We start from the raw sequence: 19,992 nt of genomic DNA, 5'->3' as shown, positions 1-19,992 counted from the left end.
CGCTTAGTTGAACGTGTTCAACTATAGCGGGCTACGTGTTGGCCCGCTTGACCAGGCCGGCCAACGTCTCGGCGGTGAACGGGCTGCCCGGGAACATCGCCATCCGGCCCAGCGGGAAGCTGCCCAGCATCTGCAGCGTCGAGGAGTCCATGGGCAGCCCGCCGGCCAGGCCGCCCTCCGCCATCGCGGTGAAGACCTCGGTCAGCACCTCGGCGCCGCGCGGGTCGGTCAGCCACTCGCCGATCGTGGAGTCGGCGGTCAGCGGCACGCGCGCCTCGTCGCCGGGCACGTCGACGGTGAGCGATGCGCGGATGTCGCGGGACGAGGCGCCGATCTCGATCCGGTGGGGCCCGCCCTCGACCACCCAGCGTGACAGCCGCACGTCCCAGTAGGCCAGGTCGCCGCGCTCGATGAGCAGCACGACCTCGGCGGTCTCACCGGCGGCGATCGGGACGCTCGCGAACGCCTTCAACTCCCGCGGCGCGCGGCGCACCCGCGAGGACGGCACACTCACGTACGCCTGGACGACCTCCCGCCCGTCGACCGGCCCGGTGTTGGTGACCGGCAGGCGGAGCTCGATGCCGTCCTCGCGAACGACGGCGCCGGCCTCGCCGTACGAGAAAGTGGTGTAGGAAAGGCCGAAGCCGAACGGATAAGCCACCTCCTGCCCGCGCGCGTCGAAGCCCCGGTAGCCGAGGTGGATGCCCTCGCCGTAGCGCACGTGGCCGGCCTCGCCCGGGAAGTCCAGGTAGGACGGATGGTCGGCGAGCCGGAGCGGGATCGTCTCGGCGAGCCGGCCGGAGGGGTTCACGCGGCCGAAGAGCACGTCGGCCACGGCGCTCCCGCCGGCCTGGCCGAGCAGCCAGCCCTCGACCAGGCCGGCGACGTCGGCATCCCACGGCTTGGTGGTGACCACGGCGCCGTTCGACAACACGACGACCGTACGGGGGTTGGCCGCCGCGACCCGCCGGATGAGCTCCAGGTGTGCGGCCGGCAGATCGAGCGACTCCCGGTCGGCCCCTTCGGTCTCCTGCTCGGTGCCCGCGAAGACGACCGCGATGTCCGAGCTGCCGGCCAGCCGGACCGCCTCGTCACCCCCGGCGGCGAAGCCGACCCGGCCGGGCGCGGCCTCGGACATGGCGGTGAGGGCGTCGTCGAGCCGGGTCGGGGTCATCTGTGAGCTGCCGCCGCCCTGGTAGCGCGGGGTGCGGGCGAGCTCGCCGAGGACCGCGATGGTCTGGCCCTCGGTGCGCAGCGGCAGGACCGCGCCCTCGTTCTTGAGCAGCACGATGCCGCGGCCGGCGATCTCCCGGGCCAGGGCGTGGTGTGCCGCCTGGTCGTACCCGTCCGAGGTGTCCGGTGTGGACTTCGCCACGAGGTCGTGCACCCGCGACGCGGCGAGCGCGAGGGTCCCGGCCGGGAGGCGGCCGCCGGTGACGGCTTCGACCAGGGCCTGGTCACCGGCCGGGTCCGGCCCGGGCATGGTCAGGTCGAGTCCGGCCCGCACCGCCTCGACCCGGTCGACCACGGCGCCCCAGTCCGAGACGACGACCCCGCGGAATCCCCACTCGTCACGCAGCACCTCGGTGAGCAGCCAGTGATGCTGACTGGCGTAGACGCCGTTGACCCGGTTGTAGGCGCACATCACGGTCCACGGCTGCGCGGTCGTCACGACCCGCTGGAAGGCGCGCAGGTACAGCTCGCGCAACGATCGCTCGTCGACGTCGGCGCTGATCCGCATGCGGTCGGTCTCCTGGCTGTTCACCGCGAAGTGCTTGAGCGAGGCGCCGACCCCGCGCGACTGCAGGCCCTGCACCCAGGCGGCCGCCAGCACACCGGTCAGCAGCGGGTCCTCGCTGAAGTACTCGAAGTTGCGGCCGCCCAGCGGGGTCCGCTTGAGGTTGATGCCGGGACCGAGCAGCACCTGCACGCCCATCGCCCGGCACTCGTCGCCGAGCGCCTCGCCCATCCGGCGCAGCAGCTCGGGATCCCAGGTCGAGCCGGACGCGACCGCGGGCGGGAAGCAGGTGGCGGGCCGGCCGGCGAGCAGGTCACCGGCGCCGGCGACCTGCAGGCGTACGCCATGGGGCCCGTCGGTCAGGGTGATCGCCGGGACGTCACCGGCCGCCGTGCTCGACCAGAAGTCACTGCCGCTCGTGATCGCCGCTTGATCATGCAAGTCCATGAGAGGTCCCTTCGCTGACTTCGGAGCGGGCTTGACATCTCGACGCTCTTGACATCTTGCCGTGGTTGACTGCATCTAGGCATATGCACGCAACGTGGCGTGGCTGCCCCGTAACGGACGGCCCGCCCCGGCGGCTTCCGCGGATCGGACGGGATGGGGAGCAAGATGCGTATCAGCGACATTCTCCGCGTCAAGGGCAGCAAAGTCGTCACCGTGACACCGGACTCGGATGTGGCCCGGCTCCTGGCCGTGCTGGCCGAGCACAAGATCGGTGCGGTGATCGTGTCGGCGGACGGCAGCCGCGTCGACGGGATCGTCAGTGAGCGCGACGTGGTACGGGCGCTCGCCGCCCGCGGCGCCGCGGTGCTGAGCGAGCCGGTCAGCCGGATCCACACCGTCAGCGTCCGCTCGGTGTCCCCCGAGGCGCCGATCGAGGACGTGGCCCGGCTGATGACCGATCACCGGTTCCGGCACGTGCCGGTGCTCGAGAACGGCGGCCTCGCCGGCCTGGTCAGCATCGGCGACGTGGTCAAGAACCGCATCGACGAGCTGGAGTCCGAGCGCACCAGCCTCGAGGGCTACATCACCGGCGAGCGTTACTAGCCGCGCCACCTTTGGTAGGTTGTCGGGCAGGTCATGAGTGTCAGCGCACAGCCCCGGCTTGCTGACCGGCAACCCTTCCGTCCGCGATGGGGTGCCCCGGGTGAGGACCGGGCCTGTCGCCGGCCGGCGAGGGCAAGCGCGGACCCGCAAGAGGGTCCCCTGTTGCGGAGGTACACCCATGTCCCTGGCCGTCCAGACTGCCGACCTCGACGTCATCGGCGCCGGTTTCGTCCACCTCGACTACGCCGCGACGGCCCCGTGCGTACGGGTGGCCGCCGATGCCGTGCAAGCCCTGCTCCCTCGCTACGGCAGCGTGCACCGCGGCGCCGGTCCCCGCTCGCAGGCCTCCACCCTGGAGTACGAGCGGGCCCGCGCCGTCGTCGCCACGTTCCTCGGCTGCCGCCCCGGCGACCAGGTCGTCTTCACCCGCAACACCACCGACGCGCTCAACCTGCTGGCCCGCGCGCTGCCGCCGGGCACGACCACGGTCGTCTTCGACGGCGAGCACCACGCCAACCTGCTGCCCTGGCCGTCGGTGCTCCGGCTGCCCGCGCCATCGTCGCCGGCCGAGGCGGTGGCGGCGGCCGACCGGGCGCTGGGTGACCGGACCGGCCCGGCGTTGCTGACGGTCACCGGCGCGAGCAACGTGACCGGCGAGGTGTGGCCGCTGCGCGAGCTCGCCGCGGTCGCCCACCGGCACGGCGCCCGGATCGCGGTCGACGCCGCCCAGCTCGCCCCGCACGCGCCGGTGTCGCTGGCCGGCCTGGACGCCGACTACGTGGCGCTCTCCGGCCACAAGCTGTACGCGCCGTTCGGCGCCGGGGTGCTCGCCGGCCGCGCCGACTGGCTCGACGCGGCCCCGCCCTATCTGGCCGGCGGCGGTGCGAGCGCGTGGGTCGGCGACCGTGCCGGCGACGTGCGCTGGGCGACCGGCCCGGCCCGGCACGAGGGTGGCACCCCCAACCTGCTGGGCGCGGTGGCGCTCGGCGCGGTCTGCGCCGCCCTGCTGGAGACCGACCGCGCGGCGCTGCGCGCGCACGAGCAGGAGCTGCTCACCCGGCTGCGGGAAGGGGTGCGGCGCCTGCCGGGCGCGGTCGAGGTGAGTCTGTTCGGTACGCGGACGGCCGAGCGCGTGGGGATCGTGTCGCTCGCGCTGCCGGGCCGCGATCCGGTCGCCGTGGCCGCCCGGCTGGCGGACACGTTCGGCATCGGCGTGCGGGCCGGGCAGTTCTGCGCGCATCCGCTGGTGCGGCGGCTGGCGTCGGTTCCGGGTGGTGCCGGTTGCGGCGAGGCGGGATTGCTGCGGGTGAGCTTCGGGCTCGGCACGACGTCCGACGACATCGACAGCCTTCTCGGGGCGCTGGGGCTTCTGCTGGGCTGAGCGACCGCGGCGGCCGGAGGGATGGGGCGATGGATCTGCGCGTGACCGGCGGCGGCCGTGGCGAGCCGCTGCTGCTGTTGCTTCATGGGCTGGGCGCGACCGGCGACGTGTGGTCGGGGTGGGCGCCGCTGCTCGCCGAGCGGTGGCCCGGGCGCTGGCTCGCCCCGGACCTGCCCGGCCACGGTGGCTCGGCGCCGCTGCCGGAGTACACCTTCGACGCTCTGGCCGGCGCGGTCCGCCCGCTCGTCGAGAACGGGCGGACCGTCGTGCTCGGCCACTCGCTCGGCGGCGTCGTCGCCCTCGCGCTGGCGGCCCGGCCCGGGGTGGTGGCGGTCGTCGGGCTCGGCATCAAGGTCGGCTGGACCGGCGACGAGCTGGAGCGGGCGCGGGCGCTGGCCGGGCGGCCGGTTCAGTGGTTCGGCACGCGTGAGGAGGCCGTAGCCCGGCATCTGCGCGTCTCCGGCCTGGCCGGGCTGGTCGCCCCGGACGACGCCGCCGTCCGCAGCGGCGTCCGGGAGGAGGACGGCCGCTGGCGGACGGCGCTCGACCCGCGCGCGTTCGGCGTCGGCGCCCCGGACATGGCCGGGCTGCTGGCGCGGTCGGCCGCGCCGGTGACGCTGGCCCGGGGCGAGCACGACCCGATGAGCACCGACGACCAGATCCGGGCGCTCGGCGTCGAGCCGGTCCCGCTCCCGGGGCTGGGCCACAACGCCCACGTCGAGAGCCCGGCCGTGTGCTACCCGTTGATCTCGTCCCGCCAGGCCAGCCACTGACGCAGCGCCGACAGGTCGTAGTCGGGGCCGCCGGCCGCGACCGTGAACAGGGTGACGCCGCGGTCGAGCAGCGCCGGTCCGTCCTCGGCCGGCTTGCCGTTGACCGCGGCCGAGATCTCGATCTCGGCCGGGTCGCGCCCGACGTCGGCGCAGTGGCCGCGCAGGATCTCGGTCTTGCGGGCGATCGTGGCGGCGTCGCCGAAGCTGTGCCAGATGGTGGCGTGCTTGGCGACCAGGCGCAGCGTCTTCTTCTCGCCGCCGCCGCCGATCAGGACGGGGAGGTCGCGGGTCGGCCGCGGGTTCAGCTTCGACCAGCGGGACTCGATGCGGGGGAGGGCCTCGGCCAGGTCGTCGAGCCGGCTGCCGGCGGTGCCGAACTCGTACCCGTACTCGTCATAGTCCTTCTCGAACCAGCCGGAGCCGATGCCGAGAATGAGCCGGCCGTCGCTGATGTGGTCGACGGTGCGGGCCATGTCGGCCAGCAGCTCGGGGTTGCGGTAGCTGTTGCAGGTGACCAGCGCGCCGATCTGGACGCGCGAGGTCTGCTCGGCCCACGCGGCGAGCATCGTCCAGCACTCGAAGTGCAGGCCGTCCGGCTCGCCGTACAGCGGAAAGAAGTGGTCCCAGTTGAAGACGATGTCCGCGCCGAGGTCCTCGGCCTCGGCGACGGCGCGGCGGATGGCGGCGTACTCGGCATGCTGCGGCTGGATCTGAACACCGATCCGGACGGGCCTGGAAGTCATGATCACAGCCTAGGCGTGCGGCCCCGCCGGCGCGCGCCTCACCGGGCCGGCCGAGCGCTTCTGTCGGATCAGGGGAAAACGGTGGCCCGGTCCGGCCCGGTGACCGACAGTGAGGGGAGCGAGCCAGACGGGAGTGACCCGATGACGCACGACCCGGTCCCGCGCCGCCGCCCCGCGCCGCTCAACCCCTTGCTCGCGGCGCTGCTGGCGTGCGGGGCGGTCGCGGTCCTCTTCGTGGCCGGGGTGCTGGCCTCCCGGCACGGACCCGGCCGCGAACCGGCCGCCGCCGATGTGCCGGCCCGGCCGGCTTCCCCGGAGGCCCCGCGAGCCCCCGAGCCGGGCATCGGCGACCCGGTCCGGGACGGCAAGTTCGAGTTCGTGGTCTCGCGGGTCGACTGCTCGCGCACCACCGTCGGCGTGGAGCACCTCACCCGTACGGCCAAGGGGAAGTTCTGCGTGGTGAGCCTGTCGGTGCGCAACATCGCCGGCGGGTCGCGGTACTTCATCGGCCGGGCGCAGAAGGCGCTCGACTCGTCCGGCGTCTCCTATCGCGACGACGACATCGCCGGCATCTACGCCAACCACGACACGCAGACGTTCCTCGACCGGGTCACGCCCGGTGAGCGGGTGACCGGACAGCTGGTCTTCGACGTTCCCCGGAGCGTCACGCTCACGAGCCTCGAGCTGCATGACTCACCGCTGTCGGGCGGCGCCGAGGTGACCCTCAGTCACTTCTCCCGGTAGTCGGAGACCACCGACGACAGGATGCTCGGCGACGCGTTCCACTTCTGCGGGTTGGTGCCGTCGCAGGCGGCCAGCACCAGCTTGCTGATCTTCATGGCGGTGAACTGGTCCCAGAGGTCGGTGGCCGAGGGCAGCAGGCAGTACGGGTTCGCCGCCGTCGTGCCGAAGGTCGACTCGATCCGGTACGACGTCTGGTTGATCCCGGTGAAGACGCTGCGCGTCCACAGTTGGTTGGCCGGGATCGCCGAGCTCAGGGCGCACGGCGTGATGCGGACATACTGACCGGCCGCGGTCGAGCCCGGGCTGTACAGGCAATAGGTCGTCACCCCGTCGCTGCCCTTGAGGTAGACGCGGCCCTGGGCCGAGGTGGCGCCGGTGGCGATCGCCGGCAGGAACCACACCTGGTTCCACTGGATGACCTTGTTGGGCGACTGCTTGCACGGGAAGATCACCAGGAACGACGAGGCGACGTTGTTGCTGGTGACGTCCAGGCACCGGCCGAACTGGTCGTAGTTGACCAGCTGGCGGGTGGCGTCACCGGCCGCGCCGGTGCCGGCGCTGGCGTCCGGGAAGAACGTCTTGTACTTGGTGTAGTCGCCGGACAAGCCGCTGCAGGGTGTGCCGTCGGTGCCGTCGCCCTGCGTCCCCGCCACCCGGTTCGCGTTGTTGCCCAGGACGTTGTTGATGACCACGGACGGGGGCAGCGTCGTCCAGTCGACGTTGAAGCACTTGCCGTCCGGGTTCTGCCCGTCGGTGGTGCCCTCGAAGTTGTCGCGGTTGTTGAGGCTCCAGATCTGGGTCAGCTTGGTCATGTCGCAGTCTTCGAAGGTCACCTTGGTGTGGTTGACGCTGGCCGCCGACAGGCAGGCGCCGTTCGGGAAGGCGGCCGAGCCCTCGCTGTTCTTCAGCTGCACCTGCAGCGTCGGGTTGTAGGTGAAGACCTGCTTGGGGTCGGAGGCCGCGCAGGTCGCCAGCACGAGCTGGGCGCCGGCCGCGAGCGGCATCGGGTCGGTCACCCCGCTCGGCGCGGCCAGGCATTGATCGCTGTTGTAGACCTTGATCGTCCCGCCCGGCACGTTCGGCTTGGTACGGCTCTGGAAGAGATACGTGGCCTGGACCGTCCGGGACTCCCCGCCGTAGCCGCCGGTCGAGACCAGTAGCGCGTACATGGGCGCGGTGACCGGCCCGCCACTCGCCGCGCAGCCGATCCGCTTGGTGGCCGCCCACGCCTCCGGGTCGGCGCCGGCCGGCGGGGCCACGCTCAGGTAGTAGAAGTTGACCTTGTAGCCGGCCGTGTACGCCGTGCTGACCGTCCCGGCGATCGTGACGTTCGGCCCCGGGGCGGCGGCGGTGCAGGGCAGCGTGCTGAGCGCCGCGTCCCCGGCCGCGTTCACCGGCAGCGCCCGCAGCTGGGCCAGGCCCGACTCGATGCCGCTGGTGGCGGCGTCCATCGCCACCGCCCGGTTGGCGTCGAAGCGGGCCGTGCCGAACTGGAGGCTGACCGTGCTGCCGAGCAGCCCGATCGCGCCGACCGCGATGATCGACAGGAGCATGACCAGGGGCAGCGAGCCGCCGTCGCGGTCGCGGAGCGGCATCATGACCGGGTCGCCGTGCTGTAACAGGGCTCGGCCGTCGCGGCGAGCGGGTTGCCGTTGGCGTCCAGCGCCGTACCGGCGTACGTGTTGAGTGCCGTGTAGGTGACCGCGCTGGTCTTGGTCATCGTCCCCGAGCCGGCGCTCAGCCGGACGGTGAGCAGCTGATGGTTGACCGCCTGGGTCGGCTGGATGCGCACGAACGGGGTGACGCCACCGACCAGGTTCGAGGCGAGCGGCTGCCATCCGCTCGGCGCGGCGGCCGACCCGATCGTCCAGGAGCGGCTCTGCAGCTGCTGGTTCCGCGGGCCGGTTCCGGTCAACCGCAACTGCAGGCACCTCTTCGCGTACGTGGTGTCGGTCGGCTGCTCCTTCTCGACGACCATGATCTCGACGTACGGGGAACCGGCCGCGCCCTCGTTGTGCACGGTCCCGATCGCGTAGGCGTACCGGATCGACCTGTCCAGCCGCAGGAGGGCGACGCTCAGCTGGCTCTGCACCGCCGCGTCGGACTCCGCCACCACGTTGGTCCGGTAGACCTGGAGGATGCCGGTGGTCGCGACCGCACCGACCACCGAGATGATCCCGAGCACCACCATCATCTCGATGAGGCTGTAGCCGAGGTCGTGGTCCTTCATCCGCCCACCAGGAACGGGTCGGTGACCGCGGTGCTGAACAGGCCGGCCGTCGCGTACGTGCAGACGCCGCCGGCGCAGCCCGACTGCGGCCAGCTGACCGCGACGACCAGCCGCACCAGCGGGGCCGCGGCGGTCGTGGACCCGCACGCGAGGCCGGTCGTCGACCCGGCGACGGTGGGCTGCCAGCAGGCGCCGACGTAGTAGTAGCGCTTGAACGAGACGGCGTCGAGCTGCACGACCTCCGGGTCGGCGGGGGAGGCCACCACCGTGCCGTCGGGCTGGGCGCCGGGCTGGGGAACGCCGAGCGTGCCGGTGCCGGCGGCGTCCCAGCGGGCGACGCCGGTTCCGAGCATCGAGGTCACCTCCGCGGAGACGACGCCGGCGCAGGCGCCGCACAGGGCGCGGCCGCCGAGCAGCGCCGACCCGCGGACCCCGCGGGCCCGTTCCATGCCCTCGACCGCGAGCTGCACGGCGGTGTCCCGGAGCGACGCGTACCGGCCGGCCCGCCGGGAACCGATCATGAAGACCGTCATCGACGTCATGATCATGGTGAGGATCCCCAGGGAGACGACGACCTCGACGAGTGTGAAACCCTCGTCCGCGTCGTCACCGGGCCGTCCGCGCACACCGAGCCCGATCGGCCGGAAAGCGAACGATCTGAGCGATAGTCGCCGGCCCGTACGATGATCCGATGCCGCCCACCATGCCCTGGCTCAACGAGCCGCCGCAATGGTCCGACCGGGACGGCGTGCTCAGCGTGCGCACCGGCCCGGAGACCGACTTCTGGCGGCACACGTTCTACGGTTACGTCACCGACAACGGCCACTTCTACCATCGGCCGGTGACCGGCGACTTCACCGCTTCGGTCGTGGTCGCGGCCGGCCACTCGGCCCTGTTCGACCAGGCCGGCCTGATGCTGCGGGCCGGCGAGCGCACCTGGCTGAAGACCGGGCTCGAGGTGACCAGCGGCGCGGTGCAGCTGAGCACGGTGCTCACCCGCGACGAGTCCGACCTGTCGGTGGTCCCGGTGCCCGGTTACGCCGGATCGCTGACGCTGCGGCTGACCCGCTTCGGCTCCGCGGTGTGCGTCCATCGCGGCGACGAGGAGGGGGGCTGGCACCTGGTGCGGCTCGGCCACCTGGACCTGCCGGAGACGGTGGACGTGGGCGTGATGTGCTGCTCACCCCGGCGCGAGGGCCTGGAGGTCGCCTTCCGCGACTTCCGGGTCGGCGACCCGATCTCGCGCGAAGGCCTCGAGTAGCGCGGCCGGGCGCCGGTCAGCTCGTGATGCCCAGCGGGCGGTAGACCTCGAGCGAGATGCCCTTCGGGAACGGGCGCGACTCGACCCGGTCGAGGGCGATCCGCGGGCCATCGGCCGGGAACAGGCGGGTGCCCCGGCCGACGACGACCGGGAAGACCAGCAGGCTGAGCTCGTCGACCAGATCCTCGGCCAGCAGCCGGCGGACCAGGGCGCCACTGCCGTGCACCTGCAGCTCGCCCCCGGGGGCGGCCTTGAGCGCGCGGACCGCGGCGGTCAGGTCGCCGCCGAGGACGGTGGTGCCGGCCCAGGCCGGCTCGGTCAGCGTCGCCGACGCCACGTACTTGGGCTTGGTGTTGAAGGCGTCGGCGATCGGGCCGCTGCCGGCGGGCAGCGCACCCCAGTAGGGGGCGAAGATGTCGTACGTGCGGCGGCCGAACAGGAACGCGCCGGCGCCGCGGCACCGCTCGTCGACGTACGCCGTGGCGTCGGCGTCGAAATGGTCCATGGCCCAGCCGTCGCGGTCGAAGCCGGCCCGCCGGTCGTACTCGGACGGGCCGTTGCCCTGCATCACGCCGTCGACCGAGATCTGGGTGATGGTGGTCAGCTTCATGCTCGGGGGTGCCCTTCGCTCGGGGACGGTGGACCGCTGGCGGACGGCCCTCCACGTCTACTACGAACGAGGGCTGTTGGCCAGAAGGTCGTCGGCCGGGCAGCGCGACCGCAGGACGTAGCGCTCGGTGAAGGCGGCCAGCGCGTCGCGCAGCGCGCGGTCGGCGCCGTGGCGGGCGAGCGCGGCGTAGGCGGCCAGGAAGCACTCCCGGGCGGCCGCGGCCAGGACCGGGTCGGTCAGGGCGTCCCGGGCGGCCCGCTCCCACAGGCGCGGCTCGGACTCCAGGTGGGCGGTCGCGCGCAGGGCGTCGGCGGCGGCCCGCGGGTCGTCCATCAGCGTCGTGACGACGGCGATCGGGAGGCGCCAGCCGCCGGCCGGCTGGTGGTCGGCGACGTCGATCTCCAGGTGGCCGTGTGCGGACACCGGCGCACCGGGCGCCTGCCGGGCGGTGGCCGCCACCGGCAGGTCGCGGCGGGTGGACTGCCGGGTGCTGCGCCAGCCGGCCGACGGCGTGCCGGCGAAGGCGGCGGCCAGGACCGGCGCCAGCACGTGGGCCCGCCGCCAGCGGCTCGCCCGGCCGAGCACGCCGCCGCCCTCGAGACCGGCCTCCAGACCGACCAGGATGCCGGCGCCGGGGTCGGGCGTCGCGAAGGACCCGGCACCAGCGCGGGCCAGGTCCTCGCCCATCCGGTCGAGGCACACGGCCAGCCCGGGGGAGGGCGGCCCGCTGACCACCGCCACCGAGGACGACCGGGCCTTGAGGAAGCCGTGCGGCAGCGGGACGCGGCCGGAGAGGCCGGGCCGGCCGGGCACGTCGACCGCGGCCCCGACGAAGCCGGGCGGGGCGGGAGCGAACGTCGGTGTGGTCACGGTGCGCCTCGCTGGGTGCGTGGTGGGCGGGCGGGCGCCTGACCATAGCATTCCCATCTGCAAGATAGGAATAGACCGCCGGCTCAGATCGTGAAGCGGTCCACCGTCTGCCGCAGCCGCGCCGCCAGCGCGTGCACGTCGCCGGCCGCGCGGCTCGCCTCGCTGACCGCGCTCCGGCTGGTCGCGGTGCTCTCGGCGACCGACGAGATGCCCTGCGCGATCTCGCTGGCGCCGTCGGCCGCCTCGGTGACGCCCCGGTTCATCTCGGCCGTCGTGGCGCTCTGCTCCTCGACCGCCGACGCGATCGTCGTCTGGTAGTCGCTGATCTGCTCGATGATCTGGCTGATCCCGTCGATCGCGGTGACCGCCTCGCCGGTGTCCTGCTGGATCGCCTGGATCCGCTGGGCGATCTCCTCGGTCGCCCGGGCCGTCTCCTGGGCCAGGTCCTTGACCTCGGACGCCACCACCGCGAAGCCCTTGCCGAGCTCGCCGGCCCGGGCCGCCTCGATCGTCGCGTTCAGCGCCAGCAGGTTGGTCTGTGCGGCGATCGCCTGGATCGTGGTGACCACCGTGCCGATCTGCGCCGACGACTCGCCGAGCCGGTTGATGGTCGCGCTGGTGTCGCGGGCGGCCGTCACCGCGCCCGCCGCCACCCCGGCCGCGTCGGCCGCGTTGCGGGAGATCTCCGAGATCGAGGCGCCCATCTGCTCGGCCCCGGCGGCCACCGTCTGCACGTTGCCGGAGACGCCGCCCGCGGTTCCGGCGACCCGGTCGGCCTGCTCGTACGCGTTGTTGACCGCACCGTCGATCTGCCCGCTCACCCGGTACATCGTGTCCGCCGCCGCGGCCAGGGCCCGGGCGTCCTCGCTGATCTGGCCGATGGTCTGCGCCACCCCGGCCGCGGCGTCGTCGGCGGCCCGTGCCATGTCGGCCAGCTCGTCCGTCCCGCTGTCGTTCACGCGTACGCCCAGGTCACCGCTCGCGATACTGCGGAGCGCGCCCATCACCCGGTGGGCCGGCCGGGAGATGCTGCGCACCACGATGATGGTCAGGACCACCGCGGCCAGCACGGCCAGCGCGAACGTCGCCAGCATCCAGTTGCGGGCGGCCGACGCCGAGCTGCGGGCCTCCCGGGTCGCCGCCTCCACCCGGTGCGTCACCGAGTCGACCAGCTTCTGCGTCAGCTGCACGATGTCGTAGTAGATCTGGTAGCCCGGCCCGAGGATCACCTTGTTGCCCTCCTCGACCTGACCCTTCGCGAAGTGTCCGACGATCTCGTCGTCGGCCTGGAAGTACGACGTCCACTTCTGCTGGAGCGTGGCGAAGATGTCCTTCTCCGCGGGGGTCATCAGGTCGGTACGCGTCGCCGCCAGCAACGCCTTGAGCAGCTTCGCGTCGGCGAGGAAGCCGGCCCGGTTGTCCGAGGTGGGATCGACGGCCTTCTGCGGCGACAGGCGGTAGACGTCCCACGCGTACGCGATCTGCCAGCCGGAGATGTCCCCGTCGTAGTACTTCTGCTCGTCGACCTGGCCGCGCAGGGTCTGCAGGTCGTGCACCTGGAGGGCGGTGTCCGACTGCCGTTGCAGGGCCACCACGCCGATCGCGACCACGATGCCCAGCAGGACCAGGATGAGGGCGAAAGAGGCGCCCAGGCGCGCGCCGAGGCGCAAACGTCGAACCAGCGTCACTTCCTCCCGTTCGGCACGGTTCGGCGCGGGCTGAGCGAGTTGACGCGGGCGATACCGGCTGTCACGCTCGATAGCACAATCGAAGATCGCGCCGCACGAACCGCGGCGGGAGAGCCCCCGGTCTCCGGACCGGGGCGCCGAAGGAGCAAGCCCTCCCCGGGAATCTCTCAGGCACCCGTAACCGCCGCATGGCAGGCGACTCTGGAAAGCCGGGACGACATGGTCCCGCACCCACGGTGCAAACCGCCCCCGCGGCGGTGAAGCTCTCAGGTACCCATGACAGAGCGGGGAGGCCACCCTACGAGGGGAGCCTTTCGTGCCGGTCAGCGCCTTCGACCTCTACTCCATCGGGATCGGCCCGTCGTCCTCGCACACGGTGGGGCCGATGCGGGCGGCCCAGCGGTTCGCCGCCGAAGCGCCCAAGGCCGCGCGCCTGCGCGTCGAGCTGTTCGGCTCGCTCGGCGCCACCGGCCGCGGCCACCACTCCGACGCCGCCGTGCTGCTCGGCCTGGAGGGCGAGGACCCGGCCACCGTCGACACCGCGACGGTGCCGGCCCGGGTCGCCGCCCTCCAGCGAGCCGGCGCCGTCTCCCTCGGCGGGCCGGACGGCGGTCCGGTGCCGGTCGAGCTGATCCTGCACCGCCGCCGCAGCCTGCCCTTCCACCCGAACGGCATGACCTTCACCGCCTGGGCCGGGGACGGCACGGTGCTGGCCGAGCGCACCTTCTACTCGGTCGGCGGCGGCTTCGTCCTGGAGGAGGGCGAGGAGCGGACCGCCGGCGACGCCGCACTGCCCCATCCGTTCCGCACCGGCGACGACCTGCTCGCCACCTGCGCCCGCGCCGGCCTGCCGATCTCGGGCGTCATGCTCGCGAACGAGGGGGCCTGGCGCGACGACACCGCGATCCGCGACGGCCTGCTGCACATCTGGCGGGTGATGCGCGACTGCGTCGAGCGCGGCCTGACCGCCGACGAGGGCGTCCTTCCCGGTGGGCTGGGCGTCCGTCGCCGGGCGCCGGGTCTCCGGCGCGATCTGGCCGTACGCCCGGACGCCGGCGACCCGTTGCACGTGATCGACTGGGTGAACCTCTACGCGCTGGCCGTCAACGAGGAGAACGCGGCCGGCGGGCGGGTCGTCACCGCACCCACCAACGGGGCCGCCGGCATCATCCCCGCGGTCCTGCACTACTACCGCCGTTTCGTGCCCGGCGCGGACGACGACGGCGTGGTCCGCTTCCTGCTCACCGCCGCCGCGGTCGGCATCCTGATCAAGGGCGCCGCGTCCCTCTCCGGCGCCGAGGTCGGCTGCCAGGGCGAGGTCGGATCGGCGGCGGCGATGGCCGCGGCCGGCTTGTGCGAGGTTCTCGGCGGAACGCCCGCCCAGGCCGAGAACGCCGCCGAGATCGCGCTCGAGCACAGCCTCGGGCTCACCTGCGACCCGGTCGGCGGCCTCGTGCAGGTGCCGTGCATCGAGCGGAACGCGATCGCGAGCGTGAAGGCGATCAACGCGGCCCGCCTGGCGCTGCGCGGCGACGGAAGCCACCGGGTCAGCCTCGACACGGCGATCCGCACCATGCGCGACACCGGCCGCGACATGTCGACGAAGTACAAGGAGACGTCGCTCGGCGGGCTGGCCGTGACCGTCGTCGAATGCTGAGCGGAGCAATCGCCTGACCCTTGGAGGGTCAAGTCCGCGCCGATGCTGCCGATGTGAGGTGCGAATCGAGAGCAGCGGAGTGATGTCCCAGTGACTGACACGGCCGGATGGACGCCCGACGGGCGCGGAGCGGCGGAGCTGACCGGCCTGGCCGTCGGGGACGAGCTCGGCCGGGGCGCCTTCACCACCGTGCACCGGGCCCGGCGCGGCACCGGCACGTACGCCCTCAAACGCCCCAACGGTGACGCCGCCGGCGATCGCGGCATGCTGGCCACCTTCCAGCGCGAGGCCGCCCTGCTCGCCTGTGTCGACGACCCGTCCGTCCCGGCCATCCACGCGGCCGGCTTCTTCGAGGGCGCACCCGCCCTCGTGCTGGAGTACATCCCCGGCGGCTCGCTGGCCGACCGTCTCGCCCAGGGCCCGCTCGAGCCCGAACGCGTCGTGGAGCTGGCCGCCCAGCTCGGCCGCGGCCTGGCCGCCGCGCACCGGGTCGGCCTCGTGCACCGCGACGTCAAGCCCGGCAACATCATGCTGTCGCCCGGCCGCCCGGCCAAGCTCATCGACTTCGGGCTGGCCCTGCTCGGCGCCGAGCCGGAGGACGACGACGACCGCGCGGTCGGCACGTTCCTCTACACCTCACCCGAGCAGTCCGGCATGCTCAAACGCCCGGTCGACGGCCGCTCCGACCTCTACTCGCTCGGCGTCGTGCTGTTCGAGTGCCTGACCGGCTCCGTGCCGTTCGAGGCGGACGACGTCGGCCGGCTGCTGCGGCTGCACCTGACCGCGCCGATCCCGGACGTCGCCGCGCTCTGCCCGGGCATCGACCCCGCCCTCGCCGCCGTCGTCACCCGGCTGCTGGCCAAGGACCCCGACGACCGCTACCCGGACGCCGCGGCCCTGCTCACCGCGCTGCGCACCGGTCCCGGCGGCGAGGCCGCGACGGCCGAGCCGGCCGCCGTGCGGTGGCCGCTGTGCGGCCGGGAGACCGAGCGCGAGGGCCTCGCCGACCGCTGGCGGCGGGCCCGCACCGGCCGCGGCGGCGTCACCGTCATCCGCGGGCCCGGCGGCTCCGGCCGCACCCGGCTCGCCGAGGAGGCGGCCTCGCTGGTCACCGACGTGCCGGTGTTGCGCGCCGCCTGCCTCCAGGACGAGGCCCTGCCGCTGGCCGCGCTGCGCGCCGCCGTCGAGGGCCACCTGCAGGCCGTCGCGCTGCTCGGCGACGACGCCCGGGCCGCCGCCGAGCGGCACGTCCGCGACGCCGCCGAGGTGGCCGGCCCGGCCCTGGTGGCCCGGCTCGGCGGCCGCCTCGAGGCGCTGCTCGCGGCCGACGCCGTGGAGGCCCGCGACGACCACCTGTTCGCCGCCGTCGCCACCTTCCTCGGCGAGCTGGCCAAGGAGCACGGCGGCCTGATGCTGCTGCTCGACGACGCGCAGTGGCTCGACGCGGGCAGCCGCACGGTGCTGGCCCGGCTCGCGCCCGACCTGCCCCGGCTGCCGCTGCTGGTGCTGCTGACCGAGCGCGACGGCGAGGACGGCCCCGCGCACACCGAGGCCGACCTCGAGCTCGACTGCGCACCGCTCGACCCGGCCGCGGTGGCCCGGCTGATCGCCACCCGGCTGCCCGGCGCCACCGTCCCGGCCGAGCTGATCGAGCACGTGGCCGGCCGCACCGGCGGCTCGCCGCTGGCCGTCGTCGCCTACCTGCTGCGGCTGCTCGACGCCGGCCTGCTCACCCCGCTGTGGGGCGCGTGGCACTTCGACGCGGCCGGCGCCGACGCGCTGCCGGCCGCCGAGGACGTACGCGCCCTGCTCGCCTCCCGCCTGGCCACCCTCACCGACGGCGACCGGCACCTGCTGGTCACCGCGGCCGTGGCCGGTCCCCGCTTCCGCACCGAGACGCTGGTCGCCGCCGGCGGCTCACCCGACCAGGTCGTGGCCGCGGTCGGCGCCGCCGTGGAACGCCGCGTCGTCGAGGCCCGCCCCGGCGGCTGGTTCGTCTTCCTGCACCCGCTGCTGCGCGAGGCCCTGCTCGACGGGGTCGGCGAGGACCGGCTGCGCGGCCTGCACGCCGCGATCGCCGACGCCCTCGAGGGACTGCCGGAGCCGCTGCGCGACGCCGACCACGTCTACGCGGTCGCCCGCCACCACCGCCGGGCCGGCGACGCGATCGAGCCCGGGCGCCGGCGGCGGAGCGCGTTCGCGGCCGGCCTGCGCGCGCTCGACGACATGGCCCCGGCCGAGGCGATCGGCTATCTCGAGGACGCCCTCGACGGCGACCCGGCACCGGGCTCGGACGTGCTGCACCCGCTCGCGCTGGCCTACCTGCGCGCGGCCCGGTTCGCCGACGCCGCCGCCACCATCGAGCGGGCCCTGGCGGCCGAGACCGACCGGCGCCGGCGGGCGCACCTGCTGATCACCCAGGTCGAGCTGCACCACACCGTCTGGGACGACGAGAAGGCCCTCGCCGCGACCGCCGCCGCCCTCGTCGAGCTGCGCCGCCCGCTGCCGGCGAGCGGCGTCGCCCGGCTCGCGTCCACGGTCGGCATCGCTCTGGCCGGCGGCGCGGTCCGGCGTACCGGATGGGGGTCCGGAAAGGTCTCCGGACGCCGCCGCGACGAGCTCGCCGACCTGGCCGCCGTCCTCGACGCCGGTGGCTACGCCGCCGGGATCGGATTGCGCCTGCGCGAGGCCGGCATCCTGGCCATGCGCGCGATGTACGCCGTGAACCGCCTCGGACCGTGCCCCGAGTACGTCCGCGTCTACGCGCTGATCGGCTACGTCTGCGCCGTGGTCAAGCTGCGCGGCACCGCCGAACGCTGCCTCGCGCGCGCCGCCGAGGTGGCGGCCGGGCTCGGTGACCCGGCGCTGGTCGCCTACGTGGAGTGGATGCGGGGCGTGTCCTGGCTGTTCGGCGGCTACGACGACGGCAGCGGATGGCAGGAGACGATCACCAGGAACGCCCGCTGGTTCGGCCCGGCCCAGCTCATTCCCGGTTTTGCCACGGTCGGCCTGCGGCAGCTGCTGCGCGGCTACACCGCCGAGGCCCAGGCCGAGTACGAGCGCGGCCTGCGCCGCCTCAACGACCTCGAGCTCGTGCGCGGCACCTCGTTCGGCATGCTCTCGGTGATGGTCCCGGCCGTGCAGGGCCGGCACGGCGACGCCGCCGCCGCGCTGGCCGCCATGCGGGCCAAGCTGCCGGACGGCGCCGGCACCACCGTGCAGCGGATGAACATGCTGGTCGCCGCCGCCTGCGCGACCATCGAGCAGGGCGAGTTCGGCGAGCCGTTCGAGGCGATCCTGGCCGAGTTCCGCGCGCTCGGCCTGCGCCGGCGCGACCTGATGCTGCAGCACAAGTACATCTACTCGTACCAGGCGCACGCCCGGATGGCGCAGCTACGGATGGCCACCGACGAGCAGCGCCCGGCCCGCGCCGCCGCCGCCCGCGCCGCCATCGCCGACCTGCGCCGGGTGCGCAAGGCGTCACCGCTGCTCAACGCCTCCTACCTGATCGGGCAGGCGGCCCTGGCCCAGATGCTCGGCGACCCCCGCAAGGCGATCGAGTGGAGCGACAAGGCCGAGCAGGTGGCCCGCGCGGCCGACGCGCCGCTCGTGCACTTCGAGGTCGCCCGGTTCCGGGCCCGCGCGTTCCGGGCCCTCGGCCAGGTCAACGAGTCCGACCGGCAGGCCCGCATCGCGCTGTCGCTGGCCACCACCCACGGCTGGGAGTCGCGGCGCCGGCAGGCCCGCACCGAGTTCGGCGCCGAGGAGGGCGCGGCGACCAACCGGCGCACGGTCGTGGACCGGCGCGGCGACGGCGGCCGCAGCCGGCGCCTCGAGGCCCTGCAGCAGGTCGGCGCCGCGGCGGCGACCGTGCTCGACCCGCAGGAGCTGGCCCGGGTCGCGCTCGACGAGATGCTGCGCATCCTCGGCGCCGAGCGGGCGCTGTTCTTCCTGCTCGACGAGGCGGGGGAGCCGGTGCAGTTCGCCGGCCGCGGCGCCGACGGCGCCGTCCTGGCCGAGACCACCGGCTACGGCACGACGCTGGTGCGCCGGGTGGCCGAGAGCGGCGAGCCGCTCGTGCTGACCGGCACCGAGCAGGGCGCCGCGCTCGGCTCGCGCAGCGCGGTCGTGCACGGGCTGCGCAGCATCATGGTGGTGCCGGTCCGGTTCAAGGGCACCACACTGGGCGTGGTCTACCTGGACAGCCGGATGGCGCGCGGCATCTTCACCGAGGACGACGTCGAGGTCCTCATCGGCGTGACCAGCCACGTGGCGGTGTCGCTGGAAACGGCCCGGGCCGCGCAGCTGCATCTGGCGGTGGCGGCGGCCCAGCAGCAGCAGGCGTTCGCCGAGATGCTGCGGGCGTCGCTGGCCGAGCTGAGCTCGATCCACGAGCCGTCCCGCCTGCTCAGCACCCTCTTCGCGATGCTCGCGGCGCAGGTTTCCGCCCATGCCGGCGTGCTGCTCGATGCCGACGGCAACGTGGTGCTCGAGGTGACCGGGAAAGCCGCGCCGTCGCTGCTGGGCGGTCCGCTGCCGGTCCACGTCGGCGAGGCTCCGATTCTCATGTCGGATTTGTCGCCCGAGCTCGGTGATGTCGCCCTGGTGATCCCGCTGCAGACCCGCGAGGGCCGGGTCGGCGTGGTGGTGCTCGGCGCCGACGCGTTCGACGAGTCCGCGATCCAGGTGGTGAGCGCGCTCGCCACCCAGGGCATGAGCGCCTACCTCAACGCGTGCCTGTTCAGCCGGGTCCAGGAGCTGGCCACCACCGACGAGCTCACCGGGCAGCACAACCGGCGGCACTTCTACGCCATCGCCACCGCGCTGGTCGCCACGGCCGCGCGCGGCGAACGCGATCTCGCCGCCGTCATGCTCGACATCGACAAGTTCAAGAGCGTCAATGACACGTACGGCCATGGCGTCGGCGACGAGGTGATCCGGACGGTGGCGGCGCGGGTGCGGGCGAGCATCCGCCACTCCGACGTGCTCGGCCGCTACGGCGGCGAGGAGTTCGCCCTGGTCCTGCCCGACCACGACGGCGACGCGCCGGAGCTGGCCGAGCGGATGCGCCGGGCGGTGGCCGACGAGCCGATCGCCACCACGGCCGGCCCGCTGCCGGTCACGATCAGCGTCGGCCTCGCCCACCTGGACGCCACCGACAGCACGCTCGACCAGATGCTGGCCCGCGCCGACCACGCTCTCTACCGGGCCAAGGAGAGCGGCCGGAACCGGGTCGTGGTTTGCTGA

General features: G+C 73.8%; 15 protein-coding genes and 2 riboswitches. Of the genes, 7 read left to right on the top strand and 8 right to left on the bottom strand.

What is annotated here, in order from left to right; genetic code table 11:
• Window positions 1–31 precede the first annotated feature (31 nt).
• Complete coding sequence (locus tag ACQP2F_RS25185; protein ID WP_433291328.1) at window positions 32–2,185, bottom strand: glycoside hydrolase family 3 C-terminal domain-containing protein; 2,154 nt, start codon at window positions 2,183–2,185, stop codon at window positions 32–34.
• Window positions 2,186–2,350: 165 nt separating this feature from the next.
• On the opposite strand from ACQP2F_RS25185, the gene ACQP2F_RS25180 reads away from it, so the two are divergent.
• The 3 genes from ACQP2F_RS25180 to ACQP2F_RS25170 all read left to right on the top strand — a co-directional run bounded on the left by ACQP2F_RS25180 (window position 2,351) and on the right by ACQP2F_RS25170 (window position 4,942).
• Complete coding sequence (locus tag ACQP2F_RS25180) at window positions 2,351–2,788, top strand: CBS domain-containing protein (protein ID WP_433291326.1); 438 nt, start codon at window positions 2,351–2,353, stop codon at window positions 2,786–2,788.
• Window positions 2,789–2,817: 29 nt separating this feature from the next.
• A riboswitch (SAM riboswitch) is annotated at window positions 2,818–2,933 on the top strand.
• A 33-nt stretch (window positions 2,934–2,966) separates the two neighbouring features.
• On the top strand, window positions 2,967–4,169 hold the full coding sequence (locus tag ACQP2F_RS25175) for an aminotransferase class V-fold PLP-dependent enzyme (RefSeq protein WP_433291324.1): 1,203 nt from the start codon (window positions 2,967–2,969) through the stop codon (window positions 4,167–4,169).
• Window positions 4,170–4,198: 29 nt separating this feature from the next.
• The gene (locus tag ACQP2F_RS25170; RefSeq protein ID WP_433291322.1) at window positions 4,199–4,942 is read left to right on the top strand and encodes an alpha/beta fold hydrolase; all 744 of its coding nucleotides are present in this window, start codon (window positions 4,199–4,201) and stop codon (window positions 4,940–4,942) included.
• Here the strand turns inward: ACQP2F_RS25170 and ACQP2F_RS25165 are convergent.
• Window positions 4,906–5,685: an LLM class F420-dependent oxidoreductase gene (locus tag ACQP2F_RS25165; RefSeq protein ID WP_433291320.1), complete on the bottom strand. Its 780-nt coding sequence runs from the start codon at window positions 5,683–5,685 to the stop codon at window positions 4,906–4,908. The genes ACQP2F_RS25170 and ACQP2F_RS25165 overlap by 37 nt on opposite strands.
• A 141-nt stretch (window positions 5,686–5,826) precedes the next feature.
• Between ACQP2F_RS25165 and ACQP2F_RS25160 the strand changes: the two genes are divergently transcribed.
• Window positions 5,827–6,429: a DUF4352 domain-containing protein gene (locus ACQP2F_RS25160; protein ID WP_433291318.1), complete on the top strand. Its 603-nt coding sequence runs from the start codon at window positions 5,827–5,829 to the stop codon at window positions 6,427–6,429.
• On the opposite strand, the gene ACQP2F_RS25155 is transcribed toward ACQP2F_RS25160, so the two are convergent.
• Genes ACQP2F_RS25155 through ACQP2F_RS25145 form a run of 3 tightly spaced genes read right to left on the bottom strand, consistent with a single transcriptional unit; the run spans window position 6,414 to window position 9,285 of the window.
• The gene (locus ACQP2F_RS25155) at window positions 6,414–8,027 is read right to left on the bottom strand and encodes an RICIN domain-containing protein (RefSeq protein ID WP_433291316.1); all 1,614 of its coding nucleotides are present in this window, start codon (window positions 8,025–8,027) and stop codon (window positions 6,414–6,416) included. The genes ACQP2F_RS25160 and ACQP2F_RS25155 overlap by 16 nt on opposite strands.
• Window positions 8,024–8,659, bottom strand: a complete 636-nt coding sequence (locus tag ACQP2F_RS25150; RefSeq protein WP_433291314.1) for a PulJ/GspJ family protein — start codon at window positions 8,657–8,659, stop codon at window positions 8,024–8,026. Before ACQP2F_RS25150 ends, ACQP2F_RS25155 begins: the two co-directional genes overlap by 4 nt.
• Window positions 8,656–9,285 carry a type IV pilus modification PilV family protein gene (locus ACQP2F_RS25145; protein WP_433291312.1) on the bottom strand — a complete coding sequence of 210 codons (630 nt, stop codon included), beginning with the start codon at window positions 9,283–9,285 and terminating at the stop codon, window positions 8,656–8,658. Before ACQP2F_RS25145 ends, ACQP2F_RS25150 begins: the two co-directional genes overlap by 4 nt.
• A gap of 65 nt (window positions 9,286–9,350) precedes the next feature.
• Here ACQP2F_RS25145 and ACQP2F_RS25140 point away from each other — a divergent pair, with 65 nt between their 5' ends.
• Entirely contained in the window at window positions 9,351–9,920 is a 570-nt protein-coding gene (locus ACQP2F_RS25140; RefSeq protein WP_433291310.1) for a DUF1349 domain-containing protein, read from the top strand.
• A gap of 16 nt (window positions 9,921–9,936) precedes the next feature.
• Here ACQP2F_RS25140 and ACQP2F_RS25135 read toward each other — a convergent pair whose 3' ends face one another.
• The 3 genes from ACQP2F_RS25135 to ACQP2F_RS25125 all read right to left on the bottom strand — a co-directional run bounded on the left by ACQP2F_RS25135 (window position 9,937) and on the right by ACQP2F_RS25125 (window position 13,088).
• Window positions 9,937–10,530 carry a dihydrofolate reductase family protein gene (locus ACQP2F_RS25135; RefSeq protein ID WP_433291308.1) on the bottom strand — a complete coding sequence of 198 codons (594 nt, stop codon included), beginning with the start codon at window positions 10,528–10,530 and terminating at the stop codon, window positions 9,937–9,939.
• A gap of 60 nt (window positions 10,531–10,590) precedes the next feature.
• Window positions 10,591–11,400 (bottom strand): glutamate-cysteine ligase family protein, encoded by an 810-nt coding sequence (locus tag ACQP2F_RS25130; protein ID WP_433291306.1) that lies wholly within the window; start codon window positions 11,398–11,400, stop codon window positions 10,591–10,593.
• An 83-nt stretch (window positions 11,401–11,483) separates the two neighbouring features.
• Window positions 11,484–13,088: a methyl-accepting chemotaxis protein gene (locus ACQP2F_RS25125; RefSeq protein WP_433291304.1), complete on the bottom strand. Its 1,605-nt coding sequence runs from the start codon at window positions 13,086–13,088 to the stop codon at window positions 11,484–11,486.
• Window positions 13,089–13,184: 96 nt separating this feature from the next.
• A riboswitch (glycine riboswitch) is annotated at window positions 13,185–13,282 on the top strand.
• 122 nt (window positions 13,283–13,404) lie between these two features.
• Here ACQP2F_RS25125 and ACQP2F_RS25120 point away from each other — a divergent pair.
• Window positions 13,405–14,745, top strand: coding sequence for an L-serine ammonia-lyase (locus ACQP2F_RS25120; protein ID WP_433291302.1), 1,341 nt, complete (start codon window positions 13,405–13,407; stop codon window positions 14,743–14,745).
• 90 nt (window positions 14,746–14,835) lie between these two features.
• The gene (locus ACQP2F_RS25115) at window positions 14,836–19,992 is read left to right on the top strand and encodes a diguanylate cyclase (RefSeq protein ID WP_433291299.1); all 5,157 of its coding nucleotides are present in this window, start codon (window positions 14,836–14,838) and stop codon (window positions 19,990–19,992) included.

The sequence above is a fragment of the Actinoplanes sp. CA-030573 genome (genome assembly GCF_050951115.1).
Taxonomy (GTDB): Bacteria; Actinomycetota; Actinomycetes; order Mycobacteriales; family Micromonosporaceae; genus Actinoplanes.
This window is presented reverse-complemented; position numbering and strand designations above follow the sequence as displayed.